The organism is Paraburkholderia nodosa DSM 21604, assembly GCF_000519185.1.
GTDB lineage: Bacteria > Pseudomonadota > Gammaproteobacteria > Burkholderiales > Burkholderiaceae > Paraburkholderia > Paraburkholderia nodosa.
In genome coordinates, this window is the sequence record NZ_JAFA01000033.1 from 54,893 (window position 1) to 68,260 (window position 13,368).

Annotated in this window: 14 protein-coding genes; all 14 read left to right on the forward strand. The window is 67.3% G+C overall.

Annotated elements, in window-relative coordinates; genetic code table 11:
• Positions 1 to 42 precede the first annotated feature (42 nt).
• The 14 genes from A3CW_RS0133730 to A3CW_RS0133795 all read left to right on the forward strand — a co-directional run bounded on the left by A3CW_RS0133730 (position 43) and on the right by A3CW_RS0133795 (position 13,281).
• Positions 43 to 456, forward strand: a complete 414-nt coding sequence (locus tag A3CW_RS0133730; protein ID WP_245623816.1) for a cupin domain-containing protein — start codon at positions 43 to 45, stop codon at positions 454 to 456.
• Between the two features lie 16 nt (positions 457 to 472).
• On the forward strand, positions 473 to 1,579 hold the full coding sequence (locus A3CW_RS48400; RefSeq protein WP_051481893.1) for an Ldh family oxidoreductase: 1,107 nt from the start codon (positions 473 to 475) through the stop codon (positions 1,577 to 1,579).
• Positions 1,576 to 1,974, forward strand: a complete 399-nt coding sequence (locus A3CW_RS0133740; protein ID WP_028207497.1) for a RidA family protein — start codon at positions 1,576 to 1,578, stop codon at positions 1,972 to 1,974. The genes A3CW_RS48400 and A3CW_RS0133740 overlap by 4 nt, the downstream gene beginning before the upstream one ends.
• A 67-nt stretch (positions 1,975 to 2,041) precedes the next feature.
• Positions 2,042 to 2,914, forward strand: a complete 873-nt coding sequence (locus A3CW_RS0133745) for a fumarylacetoacetate hydrolase family protein (RefSeq protein ID WP_245623817.1) — start codon at positions 2,042 to 2,044, stop codon at positions 2,912 to 2,914.
• Positions 2,911 to 3,666: an SDR family NAD(P)-dependent oxidoreductase gene (locus A3CW_RS0133750; protein ID WP_028207499.1), complete on the forward strand. Its 756-nt coding sequence runs from the start codon at positions 2,911 to 2,913 to the stop codon at positions 3,664 to 3,666. Before A3CW_RS0133745 ends, A3CW_RS0133750 begins: the two co-directional genes overlap by 4 nt.
• Positions 3,667 to 3,688: 22 nt before the next feature.
• Complete coding sequence (locus tag A3CW_RS0133755) at positions 3,689 to 5,269, forward strand: FAD-dependent monooxygenase (protein WP_035514742.1); 1,581 nt, start codon at positions 3,689 to 3,691, stop codon at positions 5,267 to 5,269.
• Positions 5,266 to 6,192, forward strand: a complete 927-nt coding sequence (locus A3CW_RS48405) for a VOC family protein (protein WP_051481884.1) — start codon at positions 5,266 to 5,268, stop codon at positions 6,190 to 6,192. Before A3CW_RS0133755 ends, A3CW_RS48405 begins: the two co-directional genes overlap by 4 nt.
• A gap of 37 nt (positions 6,193 to 6,229) precedes the next feature.
• Positions 6,230 to 7,156 (forward strand): amidohydrolase family protein, encoded by a 927-nt coding sequence (locus tag A3CW_RS48410; protein WP_161782964.1) that lies wholly within the window; start codon positions 6,230 to 6,232, stop codon positions 7,154 to 7,156.
• A gap of 85 nt (positions 7,157 to 7,241) precedes the next feature.
• Positions 7,242 to 8,549, forward strand: a complete 1,308-nt coding sequence (locus A3CW_RS0133770; protein ID WP_035514744.1) for an MFS transporter — start codon at positions 7,242 to 7,244, stop codon at positions 8,547 to 8,549.
• Positions 8,550 to 8,563: 14 nt separating this feature from the next.
• The gene (locus tag A3CW_RS48415; protein WP_081771934.1) at positions 8,564 to 9,127 is read left to right on the forward strand and encodes a V4R domain-containing protein; all 564 of its coding nucleotides are present in this window, start codon (positions 8,564 to 8,566) and stop codon (positions 9,125 to 9,127) included.
• Positions 9,124 to 10,449: an aromatic ring-hydroxylating oxygenase subunit alpha gene (locus A3CW_RS0133780; protein WP_028207502.1), complete on the forward strand. Its 1,326-nt coding sequence runs from the start codon at positions 9,124 to 9,126 to the stop codon at positions 10,447 to 10,449. The genes A3CW_RS48415 and A3CW_RS0133780 overlap by 4 nt, the downstream gene beginning before the upstream one ends.
• Positions 10,446 to 11,429: a PDR/VanB family oxidoreductase gene (locus tag A3CW_RS0133785; RefSeq protein ID WP_028207503.1), complete on the forward strand. Its 984-nt coding sequence runs from the start codon at positions 10,446 to 10,448 to the stop codon at positions 11,427 to 11,429. Before A3CW_RS0133780 ends, A3CW_RS0133785 begins: the two co-directional genes overlap by 4 nt.
• 17 nt (positions 11,430 to 11,446) lie before the next feature.
• On the forward strand, positions 11,447 to 12,784 hold the full coding sequence (locus A3CW_RS0133790) for an aromatic ring-hydroxylating dioxygenase subunit alpha (protein ID WP_028207504.1): 1,338 nt from the start codon (positions 11,447 to 11,449) through the stop codon (positions 12,782 to 12,784).
• Positions 12,781 to 13,281: an aromatic-ring-hydroxylating dioxygenase subunit beta gene (locus A3CW_RS0133795; protein ID WP_028207505.1), complete on the forward strand. Its 501-nt coding sequence runs from the start codon at positions 12,781 to 12,783 to the stop codon at positions 13,279 to 13,281. Before A3CW_RS0133790 ends, A3CW_RS0133795 begins: the two co-directional genes overlap by 4 nt.
• Positions 13,282 to 13,368: the final 87 nt, after the last annotated feature.

A 13,368-nucleotide genomic window follows, 5' to 3' on the forward strand; every position in this document is an offset into this window, starting at 1 on the left:
GCACTTCGTCCAAACCACCAGAAACAAACCGGAGACAACATCGTGAACCCGAGTCCTTCCTCGTCCATCGCAGGGATTCCGCCGCTAGAAGAAGTACTCCTAAATAGCGAAGACATGCCGTGGCGCCCCAAATCCCTGCCGGGCCTCTACGAAAAGATGCTGTGGCGCGACGACGCCACCGGCGCCTCCATCGCACTGATCCGGTTCGAGAAGGGCGTGTCGATACCCTTGCCGCACTCGCATGCATCGAACCAGTTCATGTTCTGCCTGCAGGGTCGCTACGAATACACGGCCACGCATGTGGTGTTGATGCCGGGGAGTTTCTACTGGAATCCCAAGGGGCACGTCCACGGCCCGACGCTCGCGCACGAAGACACCATCGTGGTGGAGATCTACGACGGTCCGCACTATCCGCAGCAGCCGGGCTGGTACACGGATGAGCGCGATGCCCACTGACCGCGAAAGTGCCGGCATGTCCGGCATCCCCACGCCCTCAAGCCATTGCGAGACCGATCCGCAGGACCTGTGCGCAGCGGTTGGCGCGATCTTCGAGCGGCTCGGCGTAGCGGCTTCCGATGCCGCGTATGTCGCCGAGGCGCTGGTCGATGCCGACATGGAGGGCGTCCCCTCGCACGGCGTCATGCTTGTCCACATGTATGCGCAGCGCCTGCGCAGCGGATCCGTGACGGCGGCATCGCGGGCCGCCGTGGCCCATGACCACGGCGCCTGCGTGGTGCTCGACGCCGCCAATATGCTGGGCCAGCTTTCCGCGCGACAGGCAGTCGCGATCGCGAGGGAGCGGGCCGCTGAGCACGGCATCGGCGCCGTGGCGGTACGCAACGCCTTTCACTTCGGCGCGGCGGGACGGTATGCGAGGGCCCTGGCAAGCGATGGCTGCGTCGGCATCGCGATGTCCAACACGCGTCCGCTGATGCCCGCGCCGGGTGGCGCCCAGAGCGTGGTCGGCAACAACCCGCTGGCTATCGCGGTGCCCGGTGACGACGGCATTCCGGTCGAACTCGATATGGCGATGAGCGCCAGCGCGATGGGCAAGATCCGGCTGGCCGCCGCCGCCGGCCGCGAGATTCCGGCTGGCTGGGCCACCGACGCGCAAGGCGTGCCCACCACGGACGCGGCCGCTGCCATCGCCGGCATGCTGCTCCCGGCCGCCGGCCCCAAGGGCTTCGGCCTCGCCTTCATGGTCGACCTGCTGTGTGGCGGTCTGTCCGGCGGCGCCACCGGCGCGGCGGTGCAACCGCTCTATGGCGACAGCGCCATTCCCTACAACTGCGCGCACTTCTTCCTCGCGATCGATGTGGCGCATTTCCGCGAAACCGGCGCGTTCGCGCGCACCGTCAGCGACGCGGCGACCGCGGTGCGCGCCTCGCGGCGCGCACCCGGCACGGAACGCCTGTACACCCCCGGCGAAACCGGCTGGGCGCGGCGTGCCGAATCCGGCGGCGCTTGCCGCGTCGAGCGGCCGGTGCTGATCGAACTCGCCGCCCTGGCGCGTGCGCTCCCGGCCGCGCTGCCTCCTTCTATTGCCAACCTTGTCAACGATACGGACCTGACAGCATGAAAACGCAAATTCTCACCGGCGAACTGCGCAAGCCCAACGGCCACTTCTCGCAGGCCACCACCATCGAGGCTAGCGGCAAGCTGGTCTTCATCTCCGGCATGACGGCGCGCCGGCCCGACGGCTCGATCGCCGGCATCGGCGATGTCGTAACCCAGACCCGCCAGGTCTGCGAGAACCTGAGCGCCGCCATGAAAGCCGCCGGCGGCACGCTCGACGACATCTGTCGCGTCGACGTGTACGTGCGCAACATCGAGCATTTCGACCGCATCCACGACGTGCGCCGCGAGTTTTTCCGGGCGCCGCTGCCGGCTTCGACCATGGTCGAGGTCAGCAAGCTGGTCTCGCCGGAATACCTGATCGAGATCAGCGCGATCGCGGTTCTGCCGCACGCCTGAGCCACGTATCGGAGTCCGAATCATGCGATTTGCAAGTTTCATCTACGACGGCCAGGCGCGCATCGGGGTGGTCGAAGGCGAGCAGGTTGCCCTGCTGCCGCTGTCCATGGGCGACCTGCGCGATGTGATCACCGGTGGCCAGGACGCGCTGTGCAGCATCGTCAGCGCGTTGTGCGACGGCACGCTGGAGTGCATCGCACTCGATGGCCTGCGCCTGCTGCCGCCACTGCAGCGCCTGCAGCGCGACGTGCTTTGCGTCGGCTGGAACTACTGGGACCACTTTCTGGAAGGCGAGGGCAAGCGTGAAGGGCAGGAGGTGCCTCGTCCGGAAGCCCCGACCTTCTTCACCAAGAGCCCGCACACCCTGATCGGGCCGCGCGACGACATCGCCTTCGATCCGCGTATCTCGGCCAAATGGGATTACGAGGCCGAACTGGCGCTGGTGATCGGCGCCGACGGCCGCGGCATTTCTGCGGATGACGCCATGCGGCACGTCTGGGGCTATTGCCTCGCGAACGACATTTCGCAGCGCGACCTGCAACGCCGTCACGGCGGCCAGTGGCTGAAGGGCAAGAGCATCGACAGCACCATGCCGTTGGGGCCCTTCCTGGTGACCGCCGATGAGATCGACCCGCGCGAAGTGCGGCTGCAATGCCTCGTGAACGGCGAGCTGCTGCAGGACGCGTCGGTGTCGCAGATGGCTTTCGCCATTCCCGAACTGATCGCGGAGCTGTCGTTCGGTATGACGCTGCATGCGGGCGACCTCGTTCTGACCGGCACGCCGGCGGGCGTGGGCAACGCACGCGAGCCGCAGGTGTTCCTGCAAGCCGGCGACGTCGTGACCGTGCGCGGTACGGGCCTGGGCGAACTGGTCAACCGGGTGGTCGAGACCGACCTGTATGGGGAATCGAGTGTCACGGACATGCGGAGGCGCCCATGAAAGCCAGTTTCGATGCGAGCGGCGACGTGATCGTCATCACGGGCGGCGCCAACGGCATCGGCGCGGCGCTCGCGCGTGCCTGCGCCGGGGCGGGGGCAACGGTGGTCGTCTGCGACGTGGACGAGCGCGCCGCGGCGGCGTTGCTGGCCGCCGAGCCGCGCCTGCGGTTTGTCCGCCTCGATGTCAGCGACCGCGATGCCGTGATGGCCGCCATGCAGTCGATCGAGAACGAGCATGGCCGCATCGACGGTCTGGTCTGCGGCGCGGCGGTGCAGCCGCGCCGGGCTGTGCATGACACGGCGCCGGCCGACTGGCAGCGCACGCTCGGCATCAACCTCGACGGCGTGGTGTGGTGCTACCAGGCGGCGCTGCCCGGCATGATCCGCCGCCGGCGCGGCAGCGTGCTGGCCTTCTCGTCGGGGCTGGCGCACAGCGGCTGGGCCGAGTCCGCCGCCTATGCCGCCAGCAAGGGCGCCCTGGTGGCCTTCATCAAGAGCGCCGCGAAGGAGGTGGCCCGGCACCGGGTGCGCGTCAACCTGATCGCCCCCGGCGTCATCGACACGCCCCAGTACCGCCATGCCAATGCCGGAAGCGACGACGCGCACTGGGCGGCCACGCTCGGGGTCGGCCAGCCGGAAGACGTCACGGGGCCGCTGATGTTCCTGCTATCCGATGCCGCCACCATGACCGCGTCGGTGCTCAGCCGGGACTATGCCTGGCACGCCAGCGAACCAGCGGGGCGCGAGCAATGACATTCACCGGAGAACAACAACCATGCAGCCTGTACTGATCGTTGGCGCGGGGCCGATCGGGCTGACCACGGCGCTCGGCCTCGCCTGCTACGGCATTCCCTTTCTGCTGTTCGAGGAAGACGGCAGCCTGTCGCTCGATACCAAGGCCGGCACGCTGCTGACGCGCACGCTGGAAGCGTTTCGCCGTTATGGCGTCGCCGATGCGGTGCTGGAGCGCGCGCTTCGGGTCGAAGAGATCGGCGAGATCGCACGGGAGAGCAATCTCTCGCAGTCGTCCGTGCGTACGGCCGTGCTGCGCGACGAGACGCGCTACCCGTTCGTCGTCAACCTGCCGCAGCACCATCTCGAGCCGATCCTGCGCGACGCGGTGGAGCGGGTGCCGCAAGGCCGCGTGCTGATGCAGCACCGCCTGGTGTCGTTCGACTCCGGCGCCAGCGGTGTGCAAGCCGTCTTCGACACGCCGGATGGCCCGCAGCGCTTCGAGGGCAGCTACCTGCTGGCGTGCGACGGCGGCCGCAGCACGGTGCGCGCGCAATGCGGCGTTCCGGTGGTCGGCACGTCGCTCGATGTGCGCTACATGCTGGTGGATCTCAAGGTCGACCTCGATGTGGCCAATCCGCGGGACTATCCCTATCTCGCGTACTTCTCGGATGCGCAGGAGTGGATGATCCTGGTGCGGCAGCCGCACTGCTGGCGCTTCCTGTATCCGCTCGCCAGCGACGCGGACGAACCCACCGACGAGGCGCTGCGCAGCAAGGTGCTGCGCTTCATCGGCAAGGTCGACAAGGTCGAGTTGCTGGGGCGGGTGACCTACCGTGTGCACCACCGCATTGCGCGCCAGTGGCGGCGCGACCGCGTGTTCCTGATGGGCGACGCTGCGCATCTGATAACGCCGATGTGGGCGCTCGGCCTCAATACCGGCGTGCTGGATGCCATCAGCCTGCCATGGCGCCTCGCGTGGGTGCTGCGCGGCTGGGCCGACAGCAGCCTGCTGGACGGCTACGAGCGCGAACAGCGCCCGGTCGCGGCGGAAGGCGCCGGCGAAATGGCGGAGGCCGCGCGCCGCCACATGGCCATGCAGGACGGAGCGAGTTCCACCGCAGCGCTGCATGACTGGGGCAACGCCTATACGCGCACGCTGCTGGGCGTGCGGCTCGACATCAGCGGCAGCGGCGACTGGTCGATGATCCGCACGGAAGCCGAGCCGCCGCCGCTGCAAGTCGGCGAGCGCATTCCGGACTTCCTGCTGCATGGTCCGGCCGGGCGGCCAGTCCGGGTCCACGACCTGGTCGACGGCAATTTCCTCGCGCTGTACTTCGACGACGTGCGCCGCCAGCCGCAGATTCCACACAACACGTCCCCCGCCTTGCGTCACTTCGTGGTGTCGCGGTGGGACGCTCCCCTCGACTCCGGCCTGCGCGACCGCTCGCTGCTCGATGTCGGCAACCATCTGCGCGAGCGTCTCGGCGTGGCGGACGGCACGCTGGTACTGGTTCGGCCCGACGACCATGTCGCCGCCATCGTGCCGATCGCGCCGCAACGTGCCGAAGACCTCTATGCATCCATCGTCGGCGCGCGCGTGCCGCAAGGGAGTTCGCAATGATCCATGGACCCAGCGTGCTTGGCCTGAACGGCTTTGGCCTGGAAGTACCGGACCTGGGCGCCGCCCGGGCCTTCTACGAGACGTTCGGGCTCGAAGCCTCGACGCTGCAGCCTGGCGTGCTGCGCATGCGCTCGCCGGGCCGCAGCAACGACGAACTGGTCTTGTCGGCCGGCGCGGGCAAGCGGCTGCATCACGTGTCTTTCTACTTTGATCCGCTGCAGCGCGCGGCCTTCATCGAGAAGCTGACACAGGCCGGACTCGACGTCCTGGAGCAGGCGCCGCCCGGGGGCCATCGCGACGGCCTGTGGTTCCAGGACCCGTGGGGCACCTGGATTCACCTCAGCCCGCATCTGCCGGTGTCGCTCGCAGAGCCGGCCGCCGATGCTTTGCTGAGCCGAGCGGTGGACGTCGCGGCGTGGCAGGCACTGGAAGGCGGGCGACCGCCGCTCAAGTTAGGCCATGTGCTGATCTTCACCCCCGACCTGGCAAGCGCGGAGCGCTTCCTGTGCGAGACGCTCGGCCTGCGTGTGGCCGACAGGGCAGTCGGGAAGGTGAGCTTCCTCGCCGCGGGCGAGGGCGTGATCGACCACCACTGCTTCGGGTTGATCGCCAGTACGCATCGCGGTTTCCAGCATGCCAGCTTCCAGGTGGGCGGGATCGACGACATCGGCCTCGGTGCCTGGCGCATGCGCGAGGCGGGTTACCGGGACAGCTTCGGCCCGGGACGGCATGCGCTGGCGTCGAACCTGTTCCAGTACGTGCGGGATCCGTGGGGTAGCTGGGTGGAGTACTACGCCGACATGGACAAGATCAGCGACCAATGGGTCAGCCGGGACTGGACGGTCCTGCCGTACATCTGGGGACCGACGTGGTCGCCGGAATTCTGGGGAGGGGAGATGAATGCCAACCTGGAGCCACGGTGACCCCGCACATGGTTTGACGGGAGACGAAGGAAAACCCATGTCCTCAATCGCACTGGATGTCCATGCCCACCTCGTGCCGGCCAGCACAGCGGCATTGCCGCCATTGGACGGTGTCGTCAGGCGGCCTGCCGACCGTGTGATGGTGATCGACGGTCAGCCGCTCATGGCCATGGACCTGTACTGCCCCGAACGGCTGCTTGCCTGGATGGAGGCCAACGGCGTGCAGCGTGCGCTGGTTTCGGTGCCGCCGCCGCTCTACCGGCAGCACCTGGACGCCGTCGCCGCCCACGCCTGGGCCTGTTACCTCAACGATGGGCTGCTCGAGATCGCCACTCGCCACAGCGTCCGGCTGGGCGCCTTGCTGCACTTGCCGATGGAGCACCCGGCGGTGGCGCAGGCGTTGGCCGCGTGCTACGGCGAGTCGGCTCACGCGGGTTTCGCGCTGGCGGCAGGAGGCGTGGATGCCGTCGATTACGGCGATCCGGCGCACCGCCCGCTGTGGGAGCGGCTGGACGCGCAGGGCGCCTTCGTCTTCCTCCATCCGGCGCACTGTTGCGACGGCAGGCTCACGCGGCATTACATGGAGAACTTGCTTGGCAATCCTTACGAGACCGCAGTCGCGGCGGCGCAGCTGGTGATGGCGGATGTTCCGAGGCGCTACCCTCGCATCCGCTTCTGCCTGGCGCACGCTGGCGGCATGTTCCCGGCGGTGTGCGGACGGTTGCAGCGCGGCCTCGACTCCGGGCGTCCGGGGGTGCCCGCACAGATCGAGCCGCCCTTGCAGGCAGCGAGGCGCTTCTTCGCCGACTGCATTGCGCACCAGCCCGCCGGCCTGCGGCTGGCACAGGAAGTATTCGGCCGCTCCCACGTGCTGTTCGGGTCGGACTGGCCGTTTCCCATGGGCATCCCCTCGCCGGGCACGGATGACACCGTGCGCGTGTGGAGGCAAAGCTCCGCGCCGTAACAACCCGGCGCCCACACCACAAAAGGCAGAGACCGAGAACCAAGGAGATAACGTGAATATTGAACAAGGATCAGCCACGGCCGGTATGCCGGTGGCTGCCGATTCGCCGCGGGCGATGCTGCGCAAGACCGTCGTGACATCGATCGTCGGGCAGGCACTCGAGTGGTATGACTTCTTTCTGTATGGCACGGCCGCGGCGCTGCTCTTCGGCAAGCTGTTCTTCCCGATCGGCACGGATCCACTGGTGGGCACGCTGGCGGCGTTCGGCGGATTCGCGGTGGGTTTCGTGGCGCGCCCGCTCGGCGGCATCATCTGTGGCCACGTGGGCGACCGCTACGGCCGCAAGCTCGTTCTGGTTCTGACGCTGGTCGTGATGGGGCTTGCCACCGCCCTGATGGGCCTCTTGCCGACGTATCAGCAGATCGGGGTCTGGGCGCCCGTGCTGCTGGTGTCGCTGCGCTTTTTGCAAGGGCTGGCCGCTGGCGGAGAATGGAGTGGCAGCATCCTGCTGATCAGTGAGAACGCGCCACCGACGCGGCGGGGCTTCCTGTCCGCCTGGAGCCCGAGCGGGGCGACCGTCGGCTTCGTGTTGTCGGCAGTCGCCTTCTGGGCTGTGCAGCAGCTGCCTGCCGAAGACTTCATGTCTTGGGGATGGCGCGTCCCGTTTCTCGCCAGCATCGTGCTGGTCCTGGCGGGCTACTACATCCGCAGCCGGATTCCCGAAAGCGCGGAGTTCGTGGCGGCCAGGCGCAGCGGCCACGGTGTGCGCCTGCCAGTGATCGAAGTGCTGCGCCAGCAGCCGAAGGAAGTGCTGATGGTGGTGGGGCTGCGCATGGCGGAAGGCGGCGCGTCCTACATCTTCTTCGCATTCTCGCTCGCCTATGGCGCGCATCTTGGCATTCCTAACCAGGTCATGCTGGAAGGGCTGACGATCTCGATGGTGCTGGTCATGGGCACGGCCCTGGCGTATGGCCACCTGTCCGACCGGATCGGCCGACGCACCGTCTATATGGCGGGCGCGGTCGGCGTGATGCTGGTGGCGTTCCCGTTCTTCTGGCTGATCGATACCCGCCAGCCGTCCCTGGTGCTGCTCGCCTACGTGCTGGCCGACTCCGTGGTGCTGGCCGCCATGGTCGGGGTGCAGCCGAGCTACATGGCGGAGCTGTTTCGGACCGAAGTGCGCTACTCGGGCATGGGCGTTGGCCGCGAAGTGTCGTCGGTCATCGGCGGCGGCGTGGCGCCAATGGTCGCCACGGCCCTGCTGGCGGAGTACCACTCGGCGACGCCTGTGGCGCTCTATCTGATCGTGCTGGGGGGCATCACGGTGATCGCACTGATGTTCACGCCGGAAACGCTGCCCCGTGAGGCGCGCAACCGCCCCGAACAGGCCTGAGCGAAGGGAACACCATGACAACCCCGACTTCCACCCTGGCCACACCGATCGCCCAACGGCTTGTATTCGATCTGGTGCGCGGAGAGGTGCGTGACAATGACCGCCGCTACCTGCTGATGCGCCCGGATGTTCTCATGGGCATGTTGCAGCTGCTGGATGACACCACGCGCGCGCAAGCGCTACGCGCCTTCGCCGACTCGACGGCATGGCACGGCAAGCACAGCATCCTCGCCTATCTCGATGGCCTGCCCGGCCGCGGGGCGGACGACGGCAATGCGCTGCTCGATCTGATCTGCGAAACCTCGCCCGCTCTCGGCTGGGGGCGGTGGGACTTCGAGCGCAGCGGCGACGGCCTGGTTCTCAATGTTTTCAACAGCCCCTTTGCCGCAGGCTACGGGCCGGCCACCCGGCCGGTCTGCGCGCCGATCGCAGGCATGTTCCGCACGGTCGCCGCGATTGTGTTGGGACAGCCGGTGCGCGTGCAGGAAACCGCGTGTGGCGCCGTGGATCCGCATGCCACTTGCCGTTTTGTCGCCCGCCCGGCGCTGGCGAGCGACGAGGAAGGAGATCTGACATGAGCCGCTACCGGGACGATGCCGGCGCCATCCGCGCGCTGGTGCAGGAAGACCGCGTGCACCGCGACGTCTACCTCAGCGAGGAGCTGTTCCGCCTCGAGCAGGAACGCTTGTTCCAGCGCAGCTGGAACTACGTCGGCCATGAAAGCCAGGTGCCCGGGCCGGGCGACTACTACACCACGGAGATCGCCGGCCAGCCTCTGATCCTGGTACGCCAGCCGGACTGCAGCCTGCGTGTGCTGATGAACCGCTGTGCCCACAAAGGTGCGCGGCTGGTTTGCCAGGTACAAGGCAATACCGGCAGAGTCTTTCGTTGTCCGTATCACGCATGGGCTTACAAGACCGATGGCGCCTTGCTGGCCGTGCCGCTGAAGACAGGCTATGAACACACCCGCATGCCTGCCTGCGAGTCCGGAGCCGGCCTGGTGGCGCCACGCATGGCGGTGCATCGCGGCTTTGTCTTCACCTGTTTGTCGGCGGACGGCCCGGAGTTCGCGGATTACCTCGGTCCCGTGCTGACGGTGCTCGACAGCCTCGCCGACCGCTCGCCCGTGGGCGAACTGCAGATTGCCGGCGGCTGCCTGCGCAGTGTCATGCGGTGCAACTGGAAGATGTATCTCGAGAACGTCAATGATTCCGTGCATCCGGTTTCCACGCACGAGTCGGTCTCGGCGACGGCGAGGGCCGTGCAGTGCGCGCAGCCGGACGATGCGCCGGAGTCGATGGCCCTGCAGCAACTGCTGCCATTTGGCTCGGGCTATGACTTCTTCACGAGGACTGGCGCGCGCATCTATCCGAATGGGCACAGCGTGCTGGGCATCCACGCCAGCATCCATTCGGAATACGAAATGCCTGCGGCTTACCGGCAGGCGCTGGAGGCGGCCCATGGTGCGCGGCGAACAGCCGAAGTTCTCGGCTTCGCGCCGCAGAACGTGGTCCTGTTTCCGTCACTCGCGCTCAAGGGTACGCCGCAGACGCTGCGTGTGATCAAGCCGCTCGGCGTGGACCGTACCCTGGTCGAGGTCTGGGCGCTGGCTCCCAAAGGCGCGCCACAAACGTCGCTGGAGCGCACGCTGACCTACAACCGGCTGACCTTCTCGCCGATGTCGGTGGTGGCGCATGACGACATCCACATTTTCGAGGGCGTCCAGCGGTCGCTGGCTGCCCAGGGCAATCCATGGATCAGCCTGCATCGCGAGTACCGCGATGGCGAAGAGCTGGAGACCGAGCAGGAGGTGAGCGGCACCAGCGAGCTGCTGATGCGCAACCAGTTCCGCGCGTGGGCGACGCTGATGACGGCAGACGCGAAAGGAGCATCGGCATGACCGGCTCCGACGCAACGATCGAACTGGTGGTTGACGAAGTGATTCCGCTGACCGGCACCATCACCGAGTTCCGTCTGCGGGATCCGGCGGGCAGGGCGCTGCCGGGGTACACCGCGGGCGCCCATCTGCGCGTGCGGGTCGCGCCAGGCGGGACCGCGGACTGGCGGCATTACTCGCTGATCAACGCCACGCTGGGCGCCACGCTGGCGCCTGAGGTCTACCGCATCGCCGTGCGGCGCGATGACAATGGCCTGGGCGGCTCTCGCTGGATGCACACCATGCTGAAGCCTGGCAGCCGGCTGCTGACCAGCCGGCCGCGCAACGCCTTTGTGCTCGACGCGGATGCCGAAGACGCCGTGCTGATTGCCGGTGGCATCGGGGTCACGCCCATTGTTTCGATGGCGGCCGCGCTGACGGCCGCCGGGCGGCGCTACCGCGTGCACTACAGCGCCCGCGACACCGGCCAATTGGCATTTGCGCAGGAACTGCGCGGCATCGCGGGCGCGCACCTTTCGCTGTACGCCGACCAGGGCGTACTGCCGGCGCTGGATATCGCGGCACTGCTGCAAGGCCTGCGTCCCGGCCAGCCCCTCTACGTCTGCGGCCCGACGGGGATGATCGACGCGGTGCTGGCCCAGGCGCACGCGCGCGGGTGGGCTCGCGAGGCCATTCACTTCGAGCGGTTCGCCGCGCCGGCAGCCGGGGCGGCCGACACCGGCTTTGAAGTCGAACTGCGCCAGTCGGGCTGCACGCTCACGGTGTCGGCCGGGGAATCGATTCTTGACGCCATGCTGGCAGCGGGCCTCGACCCGCTTTACGACTGCAAGCGCGGTGAATGCGGGCTGTGCCGGACGACGGTGCTGGAGGGGGCGCTCGATCACCGCGACTATTGCCTCACTGAGTCGGAACGGCAGGCAGGCAATGTGATGCAAATCTGCGTGTCGCGCGCCGGCTGCGGGCGGCTGGTGCTCGATGCATGAAAGGGAGCGGCAACATCATGGGTAAATACCGGGACAATCCGGAGGCCCTGCGCCGGCTGGTGCAGGACGAGCAGGTCCATCGGGACGTCTATCTCGATGAGGAGGTCTTCGCGCTGGAGATGGAGCGGCTCTGGTCACGGGCGTGGGTGTACGTCGGTCACGACAGCCAGGTGCCGCAGGCCGGCGATTTCATCACGGCGGACATCGCCGGGCAGCCCGTCATCATGGTGCGGCAGCCGGATGGCACGGTGAAGGTCCTGCGCAACCGGTGCGCACACAAGGGCGCCCGGTTGGTCTCGCAGGCCAGCGGGAATGTCGGGCGCTTCTTCCGTTGCCCGTATCACGCATGGACCTACAAGACAGATGGCGCGCTGCTGTCGATACCGCTGCGCCAGGGCTACGAGGGCACCAGCCTGGACGCCTGTCCCGCCGGCCAGGGCATGGGGGCGTTGCGGCACGTGGCGAGCTATCGCGGCTTCGTCTTTGTCCGCCTGGCTGACGACGGTCCGGAATTCCACGCGTACTTTGGCGAGGCGCTGACGTCCATCGACAACATGGCCGATCGCGCGCCGGAGGGCGAGCTGGAGGTCGCGGGGGGCGTACTGCGCTACACCCACGACTGCAACTGGAAGATGTTCATCGAGAACCTGAACGACACCATGCATCCCATGGTGGCGCACGAGTCGTCTGCGGGCACGGCCAGGCAGCTGTGGGCCGGCAAGCCGCAAGACGAGCCCCTGCCGATGGCGATCGAACAACTGGTGCCCTTCACATCGGGCTATGCGTTCTCCGAAGAGATGGGTGTGAGGGTGTTCGCCAATGGGCACAGTTACACGGGAGTCGGCGCGGTATCGTTGCACGCCGGCTATGTCGGGATGCCCGAATACGAGGCGCGCATGGCCGAGGCCTACGGGGCCGCTCGCGCGGCAGAGATCCTCGCGACGGTGCGGCACAACACCATCTTCTACCCGAGCCTCACCATCAAGGGCGCCATCCAGGCGATCCGCGTAGTGCGGCCGGTGGCACCGGACAAGACGATCGTCGAATCGTGGACTTTCCGCCCCAAGGGCGCCCCGCAAGACCTGCTGCGTCGCACGCTCATGTACACGCGGCTGATCAACTCCCCGATGTCCGTGGTCGGCCACGATGACCTGCACGCCTACCGTGCGATGCAGGAAGGGTTGCGTGCAGGCGGCAATGAGTGGGTGAGCCTGCACCGCAACTTCGATGCCGCCGAAGTCGGACAGGAGGACACCACCGCCAACGGCACGAGCGAAATCTCCATGCGCAACCAGTTCCGCGCATGGGCCCGATACATGACACCGGAAATCCAGTCAGGAGATAAAGCAAAATGAGCCAGCCCCAACTCGCGACGCCGCCCACACGGGATGACCTGATCGCGTTCGTCTATGAAGAAGCACGGCTGATCGACGACAAGCGCTTCGACGATTGGCTCGCGCTCTTCGCGGACGACGGCCACTACTGGATTCCGCTCGTGCCGGGCCAGCAGGACGGCATCGACCACGCGTCGCTGATGTACGAAGACCGCTTGCTGCTTCAACTGCGCATCGAGCGCATGCGCAGTCCGCGCGCTTTCTCCCTGCAGCCGGAAAGCCGTTGCCTGCACGTGCTGCAGTGTCCGGAAGTGCTGGCGCAGGATCACGACAGCGGTACGTACCTCACGCGCACCCGCTACCTCTACGTGGAGACGCGCGGCGACGATCAGCAGCTGTACGCCTGCACGGCTGAGCACACCCTGGTGCTGCGCGACGGCATGCTCAGGGTGCGCCAGAAGCGGGTCAACCTGCTGAACTGCGACGCCGCATTGCCGTCGATCCAGCTTTTTATGTAGGGCTACGGGCGCGGCGCGCGGCAGGGACCAGGATGACTGCCGCGGCGCGCGAGATGAACCGATCGATTCACGTTTTCCCTACTTCAT